The following is a 21,767-nucleotide window of genomic DNA, read 5'->3' as shown; positions in this document are numbered from 1 at the left end:
CCTACTGCCCGATGCCTTCGATCGTTGCGGCGGTGCCGATCCGCGCGATCACGGTTTCGCCCGCAAGGGTCCGCTGGCCGAGCAGCACCTGCGGCGTCGTGCCCGCGGGCAGATAGACATCGACACGGCTGCCGAAGCGGATCAGGCCGACGCGCTGGCCGGTCGACAGTTCGTTGCCCATGGTGACGAACGGCATGATACGCCGCGCGACAAGGCCGGCGATCTGCGTAAATCCGATGCGGACGCCGTCGGCGCGCTCGACGACGAAATGCTGGCGCTCATTCTCTTCGCTCGCCTTGTCAAGATCGGCGTTCACGAACTTGCCGGGACTATAGACCAGCTTGCGCAGCACCCCGGCGATCGGCGTGCGGTTGATATGGACATCGAATACGCTCATGAAAATCGACACGCGCAGCATCGGTGCGGCGCCAAGTCCGTCGACTCCGGCGATTTCGGGCGGCGGCGGAACTTCGGCAATCTGGGTGATCAACCCGTCGGCCGGCGCAACGATCAGCTCGTTGCCGACCGGGGTAACGCGCACCGGGTCGCGAAAGAAGGCACCGACCCAGACCGTGACGCCCAGCATCAGCCAGCCGAGGATTTCCCAGCCGAGCAGCCAGAAGCAGAGGGTCACGATCCCGGCGATTAACAGGAACTTGCGCCCTTCGGGATGCACCGAGGGCCAGTGCCATTTGATGCCGCCACCGGGCCGGTTCGAAGATATGATATTGGACATGACCAGTCTTCTAGGGTGCAGCTTCTATACTGACAATGGATAAGGCAGCCCGATCGTTGCCGGCGTGGAAACCACGGGGCGGTTGATCAATCGCCCCGCTTTGCCTAAGGCCCGCTGCAACTCCGACTCCCCAAGGAAAAAGGCTGAAAGCATGGGCAAGATCAAGGTAGCCAACCCGGTCGTCGAACTCGACGGCGACGAAATGACCCGGATCATCTGGCAATGGATCCGCGAACGCCTGATCCTCCCCTATCTCGACGTCGACCTCCACTATTACGATCTCGGCATCGAGGAACGCGACCGCACCGACGACAAGATCACCGTCGAAGCCGCGAACGCGATCAAGAAATATGGCGTCGGCGTGAAATGCGCGACGATCACCCCCGACGAAGCGCGCGTCGAGGAATTCGGCCTCAAGAAGATGTGGAAGTCGCCGAACGGCACGATCCGCAACATCCTGGGCGGTGTCGTGTTCCGCGAACCGATCGTGATGAAGAACGTGCCCAGGCTCGTCCCCGGCTGGACCGACCCGATCGTCGTCGGCCGCCACGCGTTCGGCGACCAGTATAAGGCAACCGACTTCCGCGTCCCCGGCCCCGGCAAGCTGCGCCTCGTGTTCGAGGGCGAGGACGGCACGCTGATCGACGAGGAAGTGTTCCAGTTCCCGTCGGCGGGCGTCGCGATGGGCATGTACAACCTCGACGATTCGATCCGCGACTTCGCACGCGCCAGCCTGAACTATGGTCTCGCCCGCGAATGGCCGGTGTATCTGTCGACCAAGAACACGATCCTCAAGGCCTATGACGGCCGCTTCAAGGATCTGTTCGAGGAAGTGTTCCAGGCCGAATTCAAGGCGAAGTTCGACGCGCTCGGCATCGTCTACGAACATCGCCTGATCGACGACATGGTCGCCTCGGCGCTCAAATGGTCGGGCAAGTTCGTGTGGGCCTGCAAGAACTATGACGGCGACGTCCAGTCGGACACCGTCGCGCAGGGCTTCGGTTCGCTCGGCCTGATGACCAGCGTGCTGATGACCCCCGACGGCCAGACCGTCGAGTCGGAAGCCGCGCACGGCACCGTCACGCGTCACTATCGCATGCACCAGCAGGGCAAGGCGACCTCGACCAACCCGATCGCGTCGATCTTCGCCTGGACCGGCGGCCTCAAGCACCGCGGCAAGCTCGACGACAATGCGGCGCTGGTGAAGTTCGCCGACGACCTCGAAAAGGTCTGCGTCGCGACCGTCGAGAGCGGCAAGATGACCAAGGACCTCGCGCTGCTGATCGGTCCCGACCAGAATTGGCTGACCACCGAAGGCTTCTTCGAAGCCATCGTCGAAAATCTCGAGAAGAAAATGGGCGCATAACAACCAAAAAGGTTGGGATAGCCATCTAGCCAATCGGGGCCGGCCTGCATAAGGTCGGCCCTTATGGTATCCGAAACAGAAACCTCCGCCATCGGCAACGCGCTGGTGGTGCTCGGCGCGGCCGGCATCGTCATCCCCGCTTTTGCCCGCTTCAAGATATCGCCGGTGATCGGCTTCATCCTTGTCGGCCTGCTTGTCGGGCCGTCGGGGCTCGGCGCGCTCGCGGGCGATTATCCGTGGCTGAAACATGTCACCATTGCCTCGACCGAGGATATCGCGCTGTTCGGCGAGTTCGGGATCATCCTGCTGCTCTTCTCGATCGGGCTAGAGCTTTCGTTCCGCCGCCTGTGGCAATTGCGCAAACTCGTGTTCGGGATCGGCGCGGCAGAACTTTTCATCGCGGGCGCCATCCTCGGGACCGCGCTGCTATTCCTCGGCAATCTTTCGACCGCCGCCGCCTATGGGCTCGGTATCGCGCTCGCGCTCTCTTCGACGGCGCTCGTCCTGCCGATGGCGGGGACGAAATCGGCGGTGGGCCGTGCATCCTTCTCGATGCTCCTTTTCGAGGATCTCGCGCTCGTTCCCATCATCTTCGTCCTCGCCGCGCTTTCGCCGACGGCGTCGGGTGACAGCGCCGAATTACTGCTGACGACGCTGTGGCAAGGTGCGCTGGTGGTCGCCGCGCTCGCGATCGGCGGTTGGTTCCTGCTGCCACGAATCTTCGCGCAAGCGGCGCGCGCCAAGGATCCCGAGCTGTTCCTCGCGGCGAGCCTGCTCGTGGTCATCGTCGCGGCGCTGGCCACCGCCGCGGTCGGCCTGTCGCCGATCGTCGGAGCGCTGCTGGCCGGCCTGATGATCGCCGAGACCGAATATCATGGCGAAGTCGAGGCGATTACCGCACCGTTCAAGGGCCTTGCGCTCGGGGTGTTCCTGATCAGTGTCGGCATGGGGCTGAACCTCCAGACGATCGCCGGCCAATGGCCAGCGCTGGCCGTGGCCGTCGTCGGCGTCGTGCTCGTCAAGGCATTCGTCACCGCCGCGCTGCTGCGGTTCTCGGGCGCAGTACGGCGCGGCACCGCCGCCGAAGTCGGGCTGCTGATGGCGAGCCCGTCCGAAACCACCCTCATCGTGCTCGCGACTGCGCTGCAGGCGCAGCTCATCAGCCGCGAGACCGCCGAGTTCTGGCAGCTCGTCACCGCAATCGGCCTGACGATCACCCCGCTACTCGCGCGTATCGGTCACGATATCGCGCGGCGGATCGAGATGCGCACAGGCGACGTTCAGGCCGATGAAACCCCCGAAGGTCGCACCGTCATCGTCGGCTTTGGCCGCGTCGGGCACACCGTCGCCGAACTGCTGCGCGAACATGACCGGCCCTATATCGCGGTCGACGCCGACATCGACACCGTCGCGGCGGCGCGGCGCGACGGCTTTAGCGTCCGCTTCGCCGACGTTGCGCGCCCCGGCAGCCTCGACAAGCTGGGGATCGAAAACGCCAAGGCGATCGTGCTGACAATGGACGATCCGGTCCAGCAGCTCCGCATGACGCGCCAGCTGCGGCAGAAATATCCCGACCTGCCGATCATCAGCCGCGCGCGCGATGCCGACCATGCGGGCGCGCTCTATCAGGCGGGGGCGAGCGATGCGGTGCCCGAAACGCTAGAAAGCTCGCTGCAGCTCGCCGAAGCCGTGCTGATCGACCTCGGCGTCGCGATGGGGCCCGTGATCGCGTCTATCCACGATGTCCGCGCGAAGATGCGCCACGACATCATGGCGAAGGGCAAGCTGGATCACGAGCCGCGCATCCGCCGCACGCGGCGCCCTGTCGCCGGCAGCGAGTAGGCCCGGCTTTTTACCGCCCGACCGCTGCGGCGGGCGCGACCGGTGCCAACGGTGCGGCTGCGGTACCAAGGGCGGACGCATCGGCCAGCGACATGCCCTTGGGCAGGATCGCCATCGACCATTGGCGACCGGGCGTCAGATATTGCCGCGCCAGTCGCTGAACGTCGGCAGGCGTCACGCCGTTGATGTCCTTCCCGATCGACAGCGCCGCCTCGGTCACCTTCGGATCGCGCGTCGCGCCTTCGAGCAGGAGCATCCAATAGGCATTGCCCGTCGTCGCGCGCGCGACCTGTTCGAAGATCGGGCCCGCGTTGCGCGCCAGTTCGTCGGCCCCCACCGGGTTGGCGACCAGATCCGCGGCAATATCGCGCGCCGTCGCATAGAAACGATCGACGTCCTTGGGCGCGAGGAGGCTGCCGACGAGCAGATACCCCCCGCTGTTGTCGAAACCCGTGGGCCAGTGGCTGTCGACGATGGGGCCATAGCTTGCGCCCTGTTCGGCCCGCAACCGGTCGAAGAGCCGGTCGTTGAAGATTGCCGCCAAAATTTCCATCCCGCGTGCGTCGCGCGAATTGGCCGTGCCCGCGCCGGTCGGCCAGGCGGTCATCGCCGCCGCCTGTCCCTTGTCGCCCCGGTGATAGGCGACCGCGGGCGTGGCATTATGCGTCGCAAAGGCGACCGCCTGCCCCGACGACGGTGCGATCGGCTTGCGCGCCGGCAGCGCGCCGATCGTCTCCGCCAGGATTTTCCGGTAATCGACCGACGACAGGTCGCCGAACAATTGAATCTCGATCGGCCCCGATGCGAGGCGCGGTTCCCAGAAAGCGCGGAAAGCGGCAGGCGTCAGGGCGCTGATTTCCGCCTTGTCGGGCGCCGTCCAGCGCGCGTCGTTATTGGTCAGCCAGCCCTTCAAATTGCGATCGATCACCGCGTTCGGCGTTGCATCATTCAGGTCGTAACCGGTCAGATAACCGACGCGAAGCCGTTCGACCGCCGTCGCATCCCAGCGCGGGAACGCGAGCTTGGCGGCGATCAGCTTCATCTGGTCGGCAAGGTCGGCGGGTTTGCTTTCCGCCGAAAATTCGAACGCATCATCCTCGACCGAGAAATTCATCTGGATCTGGCGACCGTTGGTGATCTGCTCGATCTCGCGCAGCCCCCATGGCCCGATGCCGCTGGCATTCAGCGCATAGTCGCCCGTCCAGAGCAGGTTCGGTGCGTCGGCGGCAACGCTGCGATAACCGGTGCCGAACCGGACATTGACCCGCACCTTGCCCGGTTCGATCTTGTTGTCCGAAATCAGCGCGGTGACACCATTGGCGAATTCGAGCCGTTCGGCCATCAGCCCCGCGGTATTGGTGGCCGATACGATGCTTCCCGGCTTGCCGATCGGCGGAAGCTGGCTCCATTCGGCGGTCAGCGTCGCGAGCCGTTCATCGCGGACTTTTGCCGGAGCGGCCAGCGCGGCGAGCAGCGCGCCTTCCCCCCCGGCGATCGGGGTCGGCGTCGTCAGCGCGATGCGCGAGACGGGCGCGCTGAAAATCGCACGACTGATGTCCAGCATGACTTGCGGCGTGGCCGAAGCGCGAATGGCGGCGAACATGTCGACCTGGCCCTGCGGCGTCGACACCACTTCGTTGATATCGACCGAACGGACCAGGTCGTCGGCCAGCCGCGCGCCGGGCTCGTTGCGCGCATTTTCGAGCTCCTTGCGCAGTGCGACCTCGATCTCGTTCGCTTCGCGGTCGATATCAGCTTGCGACGGCGCGGTCGTCACGGCGTCGGCGATCACCCCGCGGACATCGGCAAGCGCGACCTTCCAGTCGCCGATCGGCGAGATGACGGCCGAGGTCACATCGGCGCTGCGGCTGATATATTCCTGCGAGACGCCGGCGAGCAGATAGCTGCCGCCGTCGCGCGCGCGGTTTTCCAGCCGCCGGTTCACGAGGGCCTGCGCCAGATATTCCAGATAGAGCCGCCGCGTGTTTTCGACCGTGTCGATGCGTTTCTTCCACGGGCGGATCATCGCAAGGGTGATCGACACCGGCTGGTTGGGTTCGACGATGACCGTCGCGACCCGCCCCTTCGGATCGGGTTTGCCGAAATCCGGCTGCCGCGGCGCTGCCCCCGTCGCTTGCCAGTCGCCATAATATTTCGCCACCAGCCGTTCGAATTCGGCCGGGTCGCCATCGCCCGAGATGACGACGACGGCCCGATCGGGGCGATACCAGCGGTCGTGAAAGGCCTTCACCGTGTCGGCCCGTGCCGCCGTCAGCGATTCGATCGTCCCGATCGGCGAGCGATCGCCGAGCAGCTGGCCGGCGAACAGGTGCGCCGTCATGCGGTCACCGATGCGCTTCTGCGGACCGTCGGCTTCGCGCAGTTCGGACATGACAACCCCGCGTTCGGCTGTCACCGCCGCTTCCGAAATCCGCGGTTCGCGGACCATGCCCGAGAGAAGTTTCATGCTTTCATCGAGATTCGCCGGCGTGATGCTGGGCAGGTCGAGCTGGTAGACCGTCTGCGTCGGTGTCGTCTGCGCGTTCGAATCGCTGCCGAAAGTGACGCCGAAACGCTGCCAGATGCGCTTGGCTTCGCCGTCGGGGATATGCTCCGACCCGCGAAAGGTCAGATGCTCGAGAAGATGCGCAAAGCCACGTTCCTGTTCGGTCTCGAACATCGAACCGACATCCATCCGGACGCGGATCGATACCTGCCCCGGCGGCACGCCGTTGTTGCGCACCGCATAACGGACGCCATTCGGCAAAACGCCGAATTTCCATGCCGTATCGCGCGGAATGTCGCTGCCGGCATAAAGCCAGTCGCCGCCTTTGACTTCGCCCTGCGCGGTCGCGGCGGGCGGGGCGCTCTGGGCCAGCGTCGCAGCGGGAACAAGCAGCAGGGCCGCAGCGGCTCCGGCGAGGAAGAAGGATCGGGCGGAACGGGGCGGCGCGCATGCGGGGAGATGAAACATTGGCCCATCTTATCGCGTTCAAACCTTGCTGGCCACTGAACTGTCACGCGGCGCTTGTCCTTGGCCCGGGAGGCGCTTAGCCATTCGGGATGGATATCTCAGCCGGATCGTCGCCCCTTCCCCCCCTCGCCGCATTGGTGCAGATGACGAGCGGGATCGATCCCGACGCCAATCTTGCCACGATCGACCGTGCGATGGCCGAAGCCGCTGCCGGCGGCGCCGCGATGGCTTTCCTGCCCGAAATGTCCCTGCTGCTCGACCGCGACCGCGCGCGATCGGCCGCCCATATCACGCGCGAGGCCGACAGCCGCTGGCCAGCGGCGCTGCAGGCGCTGGCAGAAAAACATGGATTGTGGCTGCACTCGGGGTCGATCCCGCTGCTTGCGGAGGATGGCGAGCGGCGGGTCAACCGCAGCCATGTCATCGCGGCCGATGGCAGCATCCGCGCGCGCTACGACAAGATCCACATGTTCGACGTCACCTTGCCTTCGGGCGAAAACTGGCAGGAATCGGCCGCTTACGAAGGCGGCGCATCGATCGATGTCGTCGATACGCCGCTGGGTCAGCTCGGCCTCGCTATCTGCTACGACCTGCGTTTCCCCGAACTGTTCCGCGCGCTTGTCGATCGCGGGGCGACGATCATTGCGATCCCCGCTGCCTTCACCGTATCGACCGGCGAGGCCCACTGGCATGTGCTGATGCGCGCACGCGCGATCGAAACGGGGTGTCATATCGTGGCGGCGGCGCAAGCTGGAGCGCACGCCGACGGACGGCAAACCTATGGCCACAGCGTTGCCGTCGATCCTTGGGGCAGCGTGCTCGCCGATGCCGGCGCAGCAGCAGCCGGTGACGGCGGCTATCGCGTCACATTGGCGCCGATCGAGGATGCCCCGCGCGATCGCGCCCGGCAATCGATCCCGCTGGGCCGGTCGCGCGCCGTCCGGAATATCGCACTTTAGGCATATCGTTCAGGCCGTTGCCCAAAGGGTGGCGGCGAATCGGGCGATGGTCGGCACAAATGACCAAGACGCACAAAAGGCCCCGAGCAAAGCTCGGAGCCCTTTGGTATCGGTATCGATCAGCCGAAATTACGGGCTGGTCGGGGTGTCGTCGTTGTTGTCCGACGCGATGATGATGCCGCCGATGATGGCCGCGAGAGCGAGAACTGCGATGATCCAGCTGGTGCTGCCTTCGAGTTCGCTCTGGCCGTCAACAGCCGAAGCTGCGCTTGCCGCCGGTGCTGCCGACGCCGCCACCGGCGCCACAACCATCGAGGTCGCTGCGAGGGAGATCGCAGCCTTCTTAAGCAGGTTCATCTTATTCTCCGTCCACTGGATAGTCTTGTCGAATCACATCGAAGAATATTCCCCGATCTGCTTCTGCAGGGCCCTCTTAGGCACAGCAGCCAGCAATTGCAACGACGTTTTGCCTTAGCCTTGTGAATCTTAGCAATTTGCAAACAGGCAAAAAAGTTGCTCGCCGGAACCCGTTTTAACCACGCCGGACGCGGTCGAAGATTTCGCCCGTCACCGGGTAGCCCAGATGGTCCGGAATACAGAGCCAGGACTGCCCTTCGCGATCTTCGATCCATGGCGTCACCAGTTCGACCGGAAACTGCGACGAATGCTCCGAAAACGCTGGAAAATTGGCACTCAGGGCAAGGCGCTCGAGGTTGCGGCGGGTCGGAAAAATCACCGAAACGTCGCCGCGGTCTGCCATCGCCAGCGTCTCTTCGGCACTTGCCCAGAAGATATGGCTGTGCTCGGCCTCCTCGACTGTCAGTTCATGACCGTGCGGCGGCGCGGCGACCGCGTAGAAACGCGTGTCGAACGTCCGCGCTTCCTTGAAATTCGGACACCAGCGGGCGAACGGCACGAGCGCTTCGATCGCGATTCGGTCGCCCCGCGCGGCGAGCAGGTCGGAAAGCAGCTCGCCCGCAAGCAGCGCCTGCCGCACCTCGGCGACATCCTGTTCCGCGAGCGCCGGCCAGCCGACGGCAAGACCGGTTTCTTCCAGCGTCTCGCGCAGCGCCGCGACGCGCGCAGCGCCGTCGGCTTCATCGAGTTCGGGTGCGTGCTGGCGCGCGACCAGATAGTCGTCGGGATCGATCCTGCCGCCAGGAAAAACGACCGCCCCCGCGGCAAAGGCCATGGCCGCCGACCGTTTGACCATCAGAATCTCGTCGGGTCCACCGCTGCCCGAAGGGCGCATGATCACGAGTGTCGCCGCGGGAATCGCCCCCTCGGGCAGATTGGCGGGCGGGGCGGACGGCGGATCGGCGCGGGTCATGACATGTGGCGATAACGGGGCCGCACAGCCTTGTCATCCCGGCATTGCGGGACGGCGCGCGCGGGTGCAAGATGCAGGCACGACGGGACGGGAGCAGCATATTGGGAATCATCGAGATTCTGGGTGTCGCCGGCAGCCTCAGCCTCCTTGCCGGGTGGCGGCTTTACCTCACCATATTGGCGACGGGCACCGCGATGCATTTCGGCTGGCTGCCACTTCCCGAACATCTCGCAGCGTTACAGATACTCGCGAACCCGTGGGTATTGGGCGTAGCGGCAGTCGGTACGCTCGCGGAGTTTTTTGCCGACAAGATCGCTTGGGTCGATTCCGCGTGGGACATGATCCACAGCATCATCCGCCCGCTCGGCGGCGCGTTGCTCGCGCTGGCGCTGGTCGATTCGTCCGACCCGGCCTGGCAGGTCATCGCGTTCCTGCTCGGCGGCGGAGGCGCGCTGCTGAGCCATGGGGCGAAGGCGACGACGCGCGCGGTCGTCAACGTCAGCCCAGAACCCTTCAGCAATGCGGCGGTATCGACCGGCGAGGATGTCGCGACCGGCGGCCTGCTCGCGCTCGCCATCGCCTACCCGCCGCTCGCGATCGTCATTGCCGTCCTGATGGCGATTGCCGCCGTCGTGGTGATCGTCGCGCTGCGCCGTCTGCTCCGCAACATCAAGGCGACCCTGAAGAGCGCGCTGGGCGATGCCCCTGCCCCACCCGATGCGCTGCCGCCCGCGCCCGATCGCCCGGCCGCGTAACGCGCCCTGCCCGATAACAAGCGTCAGGCGGGGAGCAACGCCTTGAGCGGCGTTTCGGTGTCGGCGAGCTGTTCGGGGGTTGCGGCGAGCCCTGCGGTGACGATCATCCGGCCCTGGACATAATCCCTGGTCGCATTGACGCAGTCGAGCGCGATCACCTTGCCTGCCTTCAAATAGACGACCGAGAAGCTGCGCGTCGCGGGATCGCCGCGCAGCACCGCCTGATCGTGCCCGGTCGAAAGCCCCGCGGTCTGGAGCTTGAGGTCATATTGGTTCGACCAGAACCAGGGAATCGCATGATAGGGCGCCTCGTCGCCGACGATACCCTTCGCCACGACATTCGCCTGGTCATTGGCATTCTGGACCGATTCCAGCCGGATTTCGGCGCCTTCGGCAAAATCGTTCACATGCGATGCGCAGTCGCCGATCGCATAGACATCGGGCAGGCTCGTCTTGCACAGGCGATCGACACGGACGCCGTTGGCGCAATCGGCGCCCGCCGCAATGAGCGGTTCGACCGCGGGAACGATACCGATGCCGACGATGACGAGATCGGCGGGGATCACCTCGCCGTCGGCGAGGCGGACGCCCGTGACGCGGTCGACGCCCTCGATCGCATCGACGCAGACGCCGAGCCGCAGGTCGACACCATGGTCGCGATGTTCCTTCTCATAGAAGCGCGAGAGGTCCACGCCAGCAACGCGCGCCAGCACGCGGTCGAGCGCCTCCAGCAGCACAACCTTCTTGCCCGCCTTGTTGAGCACCGCCGCGGCTTCGAGCCCGATATAGCCGCCGCCGATCACGACGACCTGCCCCGCGGTTTCCGATGCCGCCTTCATCGCATCGGCGTCGGCGCGCGTGCGCACGCCCTGTACGCCGGGCAGGTCGCCACCCGGAATCGGCAGCATGCGCGGATGGCCGCCGGTCGCCCAGACGAGCTTGCCGTAACCGATCATCTCGCCGTCGTAGGTGGTAACTGTATGCGCCGCCGGATCGACCGACACGACGCGCTTGCCGAGCAGCATCGCCACCTCGCGCTCGTCCCAATATTTGGCGGGACGCAGTTGGATGCGCTCGAATTCCTTTTCGCCCGCGAAATATTCCTTCGACAGCGGCGGGCGTTCGTAAGGAAGCTCGGGCTCTTCGCCGATGATCGCGATGCTGCCGGCGAACTTCTGCGTTCGCAGCATGACCGCAACCTGCGCTCCGCCATGCCCCGCACCCACAATCACCACGTCGAACTGCATCGCCTTCGTCTCCTGCGGCCTCCCGTGACGCGGCCCTTGCACGCGGGTGCAAGCGAGGCAAGCCGGTCCGTGTTTGACGGGACGAAAGAAAAGCTGCGGGTCAGGACAGGCCCGAAAGCCATTCGGCGATCATGTTGCGCCCTGCCGCGACGGCGGCCGGGCCATGGCGCCGATGACGCTCGCGCATCTCGTCGACGCTGCCGCCCGTTTCGGCCAGCGCCTCGGGCCATTGGCGGAGCCATTCGTCGAAACGCGGGTCGAGGCCCATCTCGCCATGGAATTGCAGCGCCAATATGTTGCTGCCGCGGCGGAACGCCTGATGGCGATAGGCTGCGGTCGACGCCAGCAGTTCGACATCGTCGGGCAAGTCGAAGGTATCGCCGTGCCAGTGGAGCAGCGGCGTGTTCGCCAGATGTCGCAGCGGCGATGCGCGATCGACAAAATCGAGCGGATGAAAACCGATTTCCTTTGCGGGTCCAGGATAGACCGGGGCGCCCATCGCGGCAGCGATCATCTGCGCGCCGAAACACACGCCGAGCGTCGGCCGGCCGGCGTCGAGCCGCCGCGCAAGCCGGCGTATCTGGCATGCGATCCATGGATGGGCGTCCTGTTCATACACCCCCATCGGCCCGCCCATCATGATGAGCAGGTCGGGTTCGCCAAGGTCGATCGAACCGAACCCCGGGTCGGTCACATCGACGCGCGCAAGCGTATAGCCCGCCGCTTCGATCGGGTCGCGATATCCGGCCAGTCCCTCGTGCGGCACGTGGCGGATGATGAGTCCGGTTCTGGTCATAAAATCTGGCGGTGAATCGAGTGGTTGGCGCGTTGTCTTGAGGCGCCATTGTCTAGCAAAACGAAAGCACGACTGCCACTCTACCAAAGCAGTAGAGATACTGTTGCGGCCCGTAGTTGAGCTTGCTCCCTTTCGCTACGGGCCGCCATTCCACGCATCATGTCCCTAGGGTCGATAGGGTATGGCATCGGGCAGTATCACGCCGACGCGCCGGGCATAGTCGTCCCATGCCGCCGCCAGTGCCGCCTTGCGGTCGGGATCGAGCGCCGACAGGTCGCGCGTCTCGCCGGGATCGCGGGCGATATTGAACAAACGCCACGCGCCGTCGCCGATATCGGTCAGCTTCCAGTCGCCCTGCCGCCAGGCGCGCGATCCGAAAAGTTCGGCCCCCACGCCATCGTCCGCGCCATAGACACGCGCATCGGGGCTGCGGAGCCAGCTCGCCCACGACCTGCCGGTAATCGGACGCACGGTCCGGCCGCCGACCCGCGTCGCGCGGCTGTCCGCACCGGCGAGGTCGAGCAGCGTCGGCGCGATATCGGCGACCGACAGATATTGCGTCTCGGCGCCATCGCGTGGCGCGATGCCCGCGCCGCTGATAAAAGCGACGGCGCGGGTCCCGCCTTCGCTTTGATAGCCCTTGGTCAGCCAGGAGGGCGCGGTCGCAGCCTGCGCCCAGCCAGCACCATAGGTAAGGTATGACGACGCCGTGCCGCGATTGGCGAGGCTGTTGTCGGCTCCCTTGAGCGAGCCCGCAAGCATCTGCGCCCCCGTCGTCTCGACGTCGAGCGCCTCGGCGCCGTTGTCGGCGAGGAAAACGACGACCGTATTGTCGAGCTCGCCCGACGCGCGCAGCGCCTCGATCACCCGGCCGACATTCTGGTCGAGCCGGTCGACCATCGCGGCATAGATTTCCATGTTGCGCGCGGCGAGCGCCTGCTGCTCCGCGGTCAGCGAATCCCAGCTCCCGTCGCGGTTGCGCGGTGTGTGTGCCGCGACATCAGCGGCAAGGATGCCGAGTTCGCGCTGCCGCGCCAGCCGCCGTTCGCGCAGCACATCGAACCCTTCATCGTAGCGCCCCTTGTAGCGTGCGATATCCTCGGGCGGCGCTTGCAGCGGCCAGTGCGGTGCGGTGAAGGCAAGATAGGCAAAGAAGGGTCGCCCACCCTTCCCCGTCGCCGGCCGTTCACCGAGAAAATCGATCAGGCGGGTCGCGAAATAATCGCTCGAATAGAAATCCCGTGGCAGTCGCGCGAGCGTCTTGCCGTCTTCGCGATAGGTCGCGACTCCGCGCGTCGCGGGATCGGCGCCGGCGTCGATGTCGGTGCCATAATGATTATGCCCGCCTTGCAGCAGCGCGAAACTACGCTCGAAGCCGCGTGCGTGCGGATCCTGATCGGGCGTCAGGCCAAGGTGCCATTTTCCCGAAAGCAGGGTCCGGTATCCGGCGGCCCCGAGACGCTCGGCCAGCGTCGCGACATCGCTCCGCAAATAGCCTTCATAGCCGGGCTGGCCCTTCTGGTTCGGCCGGATCATTTCGGCCATCGTCCCGAGCCCAGCGAGATGGTTGTCGGTGCCGGACAGCAGCATCGAGCGCGTCGGCGAACAGGTCGGCGCGGTATGGAAACCTGCGAGCCGGATACCGTTCAACGCGAGCCGGTCGAGGTTCGGCGTGCGAATTTCGCCGCCGAACGCGCCCAAGTCCGAATAGCCGAGATCGTCGGCAACGATGACGAGCAGGTTCGGCCGCTGTTCCTTGGCCTGCACCGGCGCGATCGCCGCCAAGGCTCCCGCGAGCGCAATGAGGATAAGGCGGCCGGGCCGCGAGCCGTGGATCATCAAAGGGTCCTTTGAAAGCAAAAGGTCGGCGCACCCCGGCGAATGGAACCGGGGCGCGCCGCAGACAAAGCCGGCGCAGTCACAGGAAGGGAGAGGAGAGCCAAGCGCCGGCCGGGTTTCGTCAGGCGGGTTCGTATTGAACCGCCTTTTCCTTGCGGACCGTCCGGCTGCGGCGGCCGTCGATCGCCACCGGCACTTCGCCGGCGATCGTCGCGCGGCGCAGTGTCCGGCGTTGCAGCCCGAAATCGGCGGTCGCGCGGTGCTGGGTTGCCTGATTGTCCCAGATGGCGACATCGCCCGCGCGCCAGCGCCAGCGCACGACATTTTCGGGCTTGGTGATATGTTCCTGTAGCGTCTGGAACAGCCGCGCGCTGTCGGTCTGGTTCAGCCCGACGAACTGTTTGACGAAATGACCGAGCAGCAGGCTGCGCTGTCCGCTAACCGGATGGACGCGCACCACCGGATGCTCGGTCTCGTACACCGTCGAGGCGAAGACATTCCGATGTTCCTTGATCCGCTGTGCCGCGCTTTCGGCATTGGGCGCGCTCTGCAGGATCGCCGCATAATCATAGAGATTGGTGTGCGTTGCCCACAGGTTGTTGACGAGCTGGCGCAGCGCTTCGGGAAGGCCTTCATAGGCGGTCTCGCCGTTCGCCCATTGCGTGTCGCCGCCCGCCTCGGGGATCGTCAGCGCGCGCAGGATCGATGCCTTGGGATAGGCATCGACAAAGGTCACGTCGGTGTGCCAGCTCGACGCCGCATAGCCTTCCTTGCTGTCGAGCTCGAGCAGGTAGCGCGACCCTTCGGCGACGGGCACCGTCGGATGCGCGACCGGATCGCCGAGCGCGGCGGCGAAATCCTCATGCTCCTGATCGGTCAGATGCTGCTGGTCGCGAAAGAAAAGCACCTTGTGCCGTACCAGTGCCGCCTGGATCGCCTGCACCGTCGCCGCGGGCAGGTCGCCCGATAGCTGGACGCCGTTCACGATCGCGCCGATCGTGCCGGTCACGGGGGTGACGTCGAGGTCGATAGTCTTGTCGCGGGCATTGGCATAGCTATTGTGAAGGTCCGTCATGTCAGTCTCCTTTGGGGGTTGGACGGCGGGTATTCGGCGCAGGCGCGTCCGGCCGGTTCCGGCTGTCGTCGCGGCGAATTTCGGGAATGACGATACGCATCAGATCTTCGTCCGCAGCGTTGCGCCGATCGTACGCGGTTCGCCGATCAGCGAGGTCACGATGCCCGTGACCGCCGGCGACAGCGTCTGGAAATAATCCTTGTCGAACAGGTTGCGCGCCCAGATCGACAGGTCGAACAAACCATCGTCGGTCCTGAACCCGATGCGCGCGTTCGCGATCCCATAGGCGGGAACATCGGCGTAGATGCTGTTGCTCGACGAGGTGTTGAACGACGATCGGTGCGAATAATCGGCATGGGCGTAGAGTGACAGGTCGCGCCCGCCGAGATTGCCGAGCGGGGCCGACACATCGCCGCCGAGCGTGTAGGTAAATTTGGGGACGCCGGGCAGTTGCTCCCCGGTCAGGTCCTGGATGCCGCTGATATTCAGACGTTCGGGGGCCTGCGGTGCGTTGGGATAGTCGCTGTAGGTCGTGTCGGCATAGGCGACCGAGGCATAGAAGCTCGCACGTTCCGACGGCGCGAAGCTCAGGTCCCCTTCGACCCCGCGCGATCGCACGCCCGGGATGTTCGCGATATATTGGCGGACATTGACCGAATTTTGCACCTGCTCGGTGATCGCGGTCTGATAGTCGCGGATCTCGGTCCAATATCCGGCGACGTTGAGCGTCACCTTCTTGTCGAACCATTCGGACTTGATGCCGAGTTCGTAGCTGTCGACCTTCTCGGGCGCGACCGCGGCGACATCTTCGGGGCGCAGCCCGGCCGGCAGGTTGGTGAGGTTGAGCCCGCCCGACTTGTTGCCACGCGAATAGGTCGCATAGGCGAGCGCATCGTCGCTGAATTGCCACGACAATGTTGCGAGCCCCGAAAGGCTGTTGTCCGTGAAGCCCGTCGAATAGCTGGTGACGGGATTGAATTGTGCCCGAATGCCTGCCGCCTGCGCCGCGAGCAACGCCGGCAGGGTCGACAGGTCGATACCCGCGACATGGACCTGCGTGAAGGATCCGCTCTTCTTTTCGTGCGTGTAGCGCAGCCCCGCAGTCAGCGTCAGCCGGTCGGTGAATTTCCAGTCGAGCTGGCCGAACAGCGCATAGCTTCTGGTGCGCGGGTCCGAGGTCGAATTGGCCTCGAAACCATCGAGCGCGGCTTCCCATGCGGCAAGCGGGAGCGGCGAGGTCGCGGGGCGGTTCCACAGCGCCGCGGCCGGGCCATAGGCACTCGCGCCCTTGCCGCGAATGACCTGCCAGAAATAATAGGCGCCGGCGACATAGTCGATCGGCCCGTCGCTGTCCGACGCCAGCCGGATCTCCTGGCTGAACTGGCGCTGGCGGTTCGCCTGCTGCGCCTTGGTGATCACCGGGAGCGAAGTCGAATCGCCGTCGTTAGCGGGATTCCAGTCCCACCAGCGATATGCGGTAATCGAGGTCAGCTTGACGGAGCCGATATCCCAGTCGACCTGCCCAGACACGCCATAGCCGTCCATGTTCGACTGATAATGGCTGTCAGCTTCGCCGCGCCGTGCGAACGGATCGATCGTCGGAAAGCTGTAGCCGGGGAAGCGCGCCGCGCGTTCGGCAAAGCTGTTCGGGATCGCCGCACCATTTTCGTAGGTGCCGAAATAGCCGGCGAAGATGTTGAGGACGTGGTTCTGTTTCTGCCGCGCGAAGTCGCCGATGATGCGCACTTCGAGATCGGCGGTCGGCGTGAAGAGCAATTGCCCGCGCACGCTCCAGTTCGAATAGTCCTGCGCGCGTTCGTTCTGCGTGTCGTTATAGAGGAAACCGCGGCGTTCGGTCACCGAACCGCTGACGCGCACCGCGAGCAGGTCGTCGACCAAGGCCCCCGACGCCGATGCGCGCAGCTGGTAATAGCCATAGTCGCCGACGCTCGCCTCGCCCGAGAATTCGGGGTCGAAGCTCGGCTTGCGCGAGCTGATGTTGATCGCGCCCGACGTGGTATTCTTGCCGAACAGCGTCCCCTGCGGCCCGCGCAGCACCTCGATCTGCTGCAGGTCCACGAGGTCGAATTGCGACTGGCCGACGCGCCCGAAATAGACATTGTCGACATAGAAACCGACGCCATTCTCGAGCCCGTCGTTGGTCAGCGCGACATTGCTACCGAGCCCGCGGATGTTGATGTTGGTGTTGCGCGGATTGAAGCTGAACACCTGCAGGCTCGGGACGATCTGCTGGATCTGCGTCAGCGTATAATTGCCCGTCTGCTCGAGCTGCGCGGCACCGACGACCGACAGCGCGATCGGCACATCTTGCGCGCTTTCGTCGCGGCGCCGCGCCGACACGATGATTTCGGCACCGTCATAGGAAGCCGCTGAAGCCGCAACCGCGGCGGCGGTAGCAGCCTCTTCGCCTTCGGCGTCGACGGCGGTTTCGGCAGCAAAGGCAGGCGTCGTCGGCAGCAACAGCGCCGCGCCAAGGAGAAACTTCAGGTGATGATCGGGAGAGAAACGGTTCATTGGATATGGTCCCCGGGCGGGGATCCCGCCCCCTTTTTGATGTGATCTATGGTGGCGCGGTGCGCCGCGCCGGATCGGGCAGCCGCCAGCTCCGCCCCCCACAGCGCACGGGCGGCGCTGCGCAAGGACGCAGGATAGCGAGCCAGATCCGACAGGTCGGATTGGGTCAGCAAAGGCATGATATTTCCCCGCGCCGGCGCTCGGGTGCCGGACGTCAGGCCGCAACTGTCTCGCGTGAGGGAGGCGCGGCTGGAGATTTCGGAATGCCGCAACGGGCGGCGAGGCGCGGTCGGTCCGCTACCCCACGCGAGCGCGGCGATGATCTAATTGATGGTGCTACACATATGCATCGCAATACCCCTTCTGGGGGAACGCAATGCCTGGCGCTGTCGCCCGAGCATCACGCGCTTTAGCCGTTGGTAACGCGGAGCAAGCTGCTTCCCGGTCAAAAGCCGCGGGTCGAGGGGGAGAGCCCGTCATTCGTCTCGACCAGTCCCGAATGACAATGTCAACTTAATCGATTGATTTTAGATTCGTCAACGACATCCGACGCTTTTTGCGGCGAAGAAAATCTTTCGGGGGACAAGCCGAGACTTATCGCCGTCCCCAAACCCGCCGGCATGGCTGCCGCCTGGTTCAGCCATCGGTGCCGGACGGAGCCGAAGCGGACGGCGCGAGCTGGCGGCTGTAAAGCCAGCCGATCCCGATCAGGCTGAAACCGAGCGCCACGAAGGAGCCGATACGAAGCAGCCCTTCGAGCCCCGACGCATCGAACAGGAATACCTTGCCGGCAGCGGCGAGCATCAGGACGAGCGAAGCGATGCGCCAGTCGCGCCGCTGCGCGCGAATGCCCCAGAGCAGGAAGGCGATCGCGAGCAACAGGATCAGCAGCGAACGCAGGATATTCTCCGTCGGCGCGACCCCGGGCTCGACAAGCAGGTTGCCATGGAAAAGGTGACGCAGGCTCGCCCACGCGAACAGTGCGACGAGCAGCATCGTGACGATCTGGAGGACGCGGTCGGCGTGATCTGCCCATTGGCCGGACAGCGTCGAGAACAGCCGCGCGCCGAGCCATGGCAAGAGGAACAGTGGCGCAAGCAGATTGAGGAATGGCAGGCCGCCGACTGCCTGTTCGGTCCACAGCGGGTTGTGGAGGACAAGGCCATAGAGGACGGCATGCGCAGTTCCGGCTACCGCCAAAACCAGCGCGCCGACGCGCAGGTCGCGGCGCCACAGCAGCCAGCCGATACCGATCAGCAACGCATCCCAGACAAGGCGCTGCGCCACGCCGGTCGCGACGAAATCGCTGCCCGCGACGGCAGCAAAGCCCAGTCGGTAGAGCATATGAAGGGCGATCAGGCCGATCGCACCTGTAACACCAAGCCCGCCAAACAACACCCAGCGCGGCAGGCGATCGCGGACGAGCCAGAGCGACACACCGGCAAGGAGCGCCGGAATGGCGAGACGGCGCAGCAGCTCGCCGACTGCGAGGGCCGAACCGTCGATCAGCATCGGTACGCCGCCGAGCGACAGCAATGCCTTGCTCGACCAGATCGCGACCGGCAGTGCGGCCCAGCCAAGGCCGATCGCGGCGAACATGGCGGCACCGGCATCGAGCCGATCGAAGGCGATACGCCGCGCGGCGAACAGCAATGCCGCGACGCCGACGGTGGGTACGAAAACCAGAAGCGTCGCGGGAAGCATCTGCGCCGCGGCCCCATAAGCAAGCGCGGCGGCGACCGCCTGCCCTAGCCGGCGCACGACCGACCGCTCGGCGCGCAACGCGAAGAACAGGCCGGCAAGCGCGACAGCAGCCCAACGCATAAAGGCCTCGATGGCGATGGCCCCCGCCCCGCTTGCGAGGCGTGGCAGTTCGCCAAAGGCGCGCGGCGTTGCCACCAGCGCGAAGACGGCTATCGCGAGAAAGCCGGTTCCCACCCATTCGATGCGGCGATCGACCGCCACCTTGCCGAAGATCAGCAAGGCCGCAGCAACGCCCGCGACCGCGACCGGTGCAAGCCAAAACGGAAGGAGCAGGCCCAGCGCCAGCGCCGTCAGCGCGGCGGCGGTTCCGGTCAGCCAGACGAAGCGGCTGTCCGACGCGCGGCCTTCGACGCGCCAGCCGCGCGCGATGCCGATCGCCGGCAACAGCGCAGCGCCAAGTGCGATAAGCGCGAGCACGCCATCGCCGATACTCCATATGTGCCACTTAACGATCGGCGCGGGAACCAGTGCAAGCAGGCAAAGCTCGAGCGTCCGGCGCAGGTGCGGCGGCGCATCCCACAACCGCGCAAGCAACGGTACCGCGTGGATCAGGACCAGCGCCATCCCGATTGCTGCGAGCCAGACGGGCGTCGGATCGGGCCAGAGGGCCATCAGCAAGATCGACAAGGCGAGGCTCGTTGTCCGCACGATCGCGAGGCGATGTTCGCGCCAGGCGAGCCATTGGCCCGCCGCCGCGAGCAGCGCGAACAGCCCCCAATGGAGCGGGGTGAAGCCCGCGTGCGCAACGAGCAGCGCGAGTTGCAGCGCACCGACGATCGCAGCCGCCGCGCGGAGCAGAACAGCACGCGGACCTTCATAGGCGAAGAGCGGCAGGGCAACGCCGAGCAGCAACACATAGGCGCCGATCGACAGCGATCCGACCGCGTCGAGCGCGCCGCCGATGAAGATCATCCACAGGCTCCACCCCGCCCCGCCGGCGAGCGCCGCGACCGCGAGCCACGGCCAGCGTCGCATGCGCGCAACGCCGGTCATCGCGGCAATGGTCAGCGCCAGATAGATGGCAAGCAAGGGGATGTCGGGTTCCAGCGCGCCGACAAGCGCCGGCGCGGCAAGGCCGCCCGCGAGCCCGAGCAGCGCGCTCGGCGAGCCGAAACGCAGCGACAGGGCGAGTGCCCCCGCCGTGATCAGCGCCAGCAGGACGAAAGCGAACAGCGGGCCGATCAGGCCATAGACATTCGCCGCGACCACGATCGCGGCATAGAGCGTCGCGATACCCGCGCCCGACAGGGCCTGCGGCACGCGCACGTCGCGCAGCCTGCTCTCGTTGCGCCAAGCATACTCGGCGCCGCCGATCAGCGCGACGCCGAAGAGGATGCCCGCGATCACTTGGACGCCCGGCGTGAAGACGCGCGCAAAAAAGCCGAGGTCGATCGCATAGCGGACGATCAGGACCCCCGCGATGGCGAGCGTGATGCCGCCGGCCCATATCGGCAGCGTCTTGCCGAACAGATTTTCGAAACGCGCCGAGAGGTTGGCAGGAGCGGCCGGCACTTTCGGTGGCGCCGATTTCGCTGGCGGCGGAAGCGGCGAAACGGTCTCGGCTTCGGGTGGGTCGGCCGGTGCAACGTCGTGCTGCGTTATCGTAGGTAGAGGAGCACTCGCCTTGGCGGCAGCGCGGACCGGAACCTCTGCCATTGCGATATCATCGGGCGGGGCCGCGGATGAGACCGGAGGAATATCGGGTTGCAGCACGATATCGGCGACGAGCGACACATTCTCACCCAAATGCACGCCCGTATGGCGCTGCAACGCACCGATCCGCTTCGCGGCTTCGGCAAGCGTCTTCTCGGCCCGCTTCAGCCGGCCGCGTGTGTCGAGGAGCAAGATGCCCAGGATGATGATCGCCACAAAGGCGAAGAAATCAAACACCTGTGTCCTTTCGTTCCCGTCCCTAGCAGGCAGGAACGAAAAGATCGACGCCCTTATAGCAGATCGGCCGGCGGTTCATCCGGCCGCAGCCATTATGCCGAACCCGCCGCTTCCTTGATCGCCTCGACAAGCTTGTCGCCGGCATCGGCTGCGACCGTCTGAACGACGCGTTTTCCGGTCGCTGGATCGGTCTGGTGGAAACGGAACTCCACACCCTTGAGCGGCTTTGAAATCAGGTCAGCGATCATCAGTTCGCGTTGCCGGTTCTCGGCATTGGCGAAAGGCGCAATCAGATCGACGAGCCAGACCTGATCGCCGGCGTTCCATTCCTCGAGCGTCAACCGGTTCTCGGGCTCGATCATGCCCTTGTCGAGCTTCGCCGCGCCTGCCGATGTGGTTTTTGCCCACATTGCGAGGCCGACAGGCTGCTGCCCGTCGCGGAACAGGTAGAATTGCTGGTGGATAAGCGCGGGCATCACCAGCCACTCGAGGTCACCGATGCTGAGCGCCCGGTGGAGAGGCGACTGTGTCAACAGCCAGGTCATTTCACCCAGAAGGTGACTGACCGTCGGCGGTGCCGCCTGTGCTGCATCCGCCGCCGCCCCGTTGGCCGGCTTCTTGCCCGTCGAACCCGTCTTTTTACTCATATCGTCCTGACC

The 21,767-nt window shown here is 65.3% G+C and carries 15 protein-coding genes; 4 read left to right on the top strand and 11 right to left on the bottom strand.

The annotated features are described in order from the left end of the window. Window position 1: 1 nt before the first annotated feature. Complete coding sequence (locus tag VGU00_RS12615; protein ID WP_327468995.1) at window positions 2-736, bottom strand: phosphatidylserine decarboxylase; 735 nt, start codon at window positions 734-736, stop codon at window positions 2-4. A 151-nt stretch (window positions 737-887) separates the two neighbouring features. Between VGU00_RS12615 and VGU00_RS12610 the strand changes: the two genes are divergently transcribed. Both VGU00_RS12610 and VGU00_RS12605 read left to right on the top strand, forming a co-directional pair. After that, the gene (locus tag VGU00_RS12610; protein WP_327468993.1) at window positions 888-2,102 is read left to right on the top strand and encodes an NADP-dependent isocitrate dehydrogenase; all 1,215 of its coding nucleotides are present in this window, start codon (window positions 888-890) and stop codon (window positions 2,100-2,102) included. 63 nt (window positions 2,103-2,165) lie between these two features. Next, window positions 2,166-3,944 carry a cation:proton antiporter gene (locus tag VGU00_RS12605; RefSeq protein ID WP_327468991.1) on the top strand — a complete coding sequence of 593 codons (1,779 nt, stop codon included), beginning with the start codon at window positions 2,166-2,168 and terminating at the stop codon, window positions 3,942-3,944. A 10-nt stretch (window positions 3,945-3,954) separates the two neighbouring features. On the opposite strand, the gene VGU00_RS12600 is transcribed toward VGU00_RS12605, so the two are convergent. Next, window positions 3,955-6,918 (bottom strand): M16 family metallopeptidase, encoded by a 2,964-nt coding sequence (locus VGU00_RS12600; protein WP_327468990.1) that lies wholly within the window; start codon window positions 6,916-6,918, stop codon window positions 3,955-3,957. Window positions 6,919-7,007: 89 nt separating this feature from the next. Here VGU00_RS12600 and VGU00_RS12595 point away from each other — a divergent pair, with 89 nt between their 5' ends. Continuing rightward, window positions 7,008-7,877, top strand: a complete 870-nt coding sequence (locus VGU00_RS12595) for a carbon-nitrogen hydrolase family protein (protein WP_327468988.1) — start codon at window positions 7,008-7,010, stop codon at window positions 7,875-7,877. Window positions 7,878-8,006: 129 nt separating this feature from the next. On the opposite strand, the gene VGU00_RS12590 is transcribed toward VGU00_RS12595, so the two are convergent. Together VGU00_RS12590 and VGU00_RS12585 are read right to left on the bottom strand one after the other, a co-directional pair. Then, window positions 8,007-8,234: a hypothetical protein gene (locus VGU00_RS12590; RefSeq protein WP_327468986.1), complete on the bottom strand. Its 228-nt coding sequence runs from the start codon at window positions 8,232-8,234 to the stop codon at window positions 8,007-8,009. Between the two features lie 175 nt (window positions 8,235-8,409). After that, window positions 8,410-9,207, bottom strand: coding sequence for an NUDIX domain-containing protein (locus tag VGU00_RS12585; protein WP_327468984.1), 798 nt, complete (start codon window positions 9,205-9,207; stop codon window positions 8,410-8,412). A 101-nt stretch (window positions 9,208-9,308) separates the two neighbouring features. On the opposite strand from VGU00_RS12585, the gene VGU00_RS12580 reads away from it, so the two are divergent. Further along, complete coding sequence (locus tag VGU00_RS12580) at window positions 9,309-9,962, top strand: DUF4126 domain-containing protein (RefSeq protein WP_327468982.1); 654 nt, start codon at window positions 9,309-9,311, stop codon at window positions 9,960-9,962. 23 nt (window positions 9,963-9,985) lie between these two features. Here the strand turns inward: VGU00_RS12580 and VGU00_RS12575 are convergent, their stop codons facing one another. The 7 genes from VGU00_RS12575 to VGU00_RS12545 all read right to left on the bottom strand — a co-directional run bounded on the left by VGU00_RS12575 (window position 9,986) and on the right by VGU00_RS12545 (window position 21,755). Next, complete coding sequence (locus VGU00_RS12575; RefSeq protein WP_327468980.1) at window positions 9,986-11,209, bottom strand: NAD(P)/FAD-dependent oxidoreductase; 1,224 nt, start codon at window positions 11,207-11,209, stop codon at window positions 9,986-9,988. Window positions 11,210-11,309: 100 nt separating this feature from the next. Then, the gene (locus tag VGU00_RS12570; RefSeq protein WP_327468978.1) at window positions 11,310-12,005 is read right to left on the bottom strand and encodes a glutamine amidotransferase; all 696 of its coding nucleotides are present in this window, start codon (window positions 12,003-12,005) and stop codon (window positions 11,310-11,312) included. A 165-nt stretch (window positions 12,006-12,170) separates the two neighbouring features. Then, window positions 12,171-13,844: an arylsulfatase gene (locus tag VGU00_RS12565; RefSeq protein WP_327468976.1), complete on the bottom strand. Its 1,674-nt coding sequence runs from the start codon at window positions 13,842-13,844 to the stop codon at window positions 12,171-12,173. 121 nt (window positions 13,845-13,965) lie between these two features. Continuing rightward, window positions 13,966-14,919, bottom strand: coding sequence for a TauD/TfdA family dioxygenase (locus tag VGU00_RS12560; RefSeq protein ID WP_327468974.1), 954 nt, complete (start codon window positions 14,917-14,919; stop codon window positions 13,966-13,968). Between the two features lie 99 nt (window positions 14,920-15,018). Further along, window positions 15,019-17,454: a TonB-dependent receptor gene (locus VGU00_RS12555; RefSeq protein ID WP_327468972.1), complete on the bottom strand. Its 2,436-nt coding sequence runs from the start codon at window positions 17,452-17,454 to the stop codon at window positions 15,019-15,021. 636 nt (window positions 17,455-18,090) lie between these two features. After that, window positions 18,091-21,108: a DUF2339 domain-containing protein gene (locus VGU00_RS12550; RefSeq protein ID WP_327468970.1), complete on the bottom strand. Its 3,018-nt coding sequence runs from the start codon at window positions 21,106-21,108 to the stop codon at window positions 18,091-18,093. Window positions 21,109-21,200: 92 nt separating this feature from the next. Then, a complete protein-coding gene (locus tag VGU00_RS12545; RefSeq protein ID WP_327468968.1) occupies window positions 21,201-21,755 on the bottom strand; it encodes a toxin-activating lysine-acyltransferase in 555 nt (184 codons plus the stop codon). Between the last annotated feature and the right edge of the window lie 12 nt (window positions 21,756-21,767).

Origin of the sequence: Sphingopyxis sp. (assembly GCF_035944815.1) — a bacterium.
GTDB lineage: Bacteria > Pseudomonadota > Alphaproteobacteria > Sphingomonadales > Sphingomonadaceae > Sphingopyxis.
Note: the sequence above shows the minus strand (reverse complement) of the source record. Positions and strands in the feature narration are given on the sequence as shown.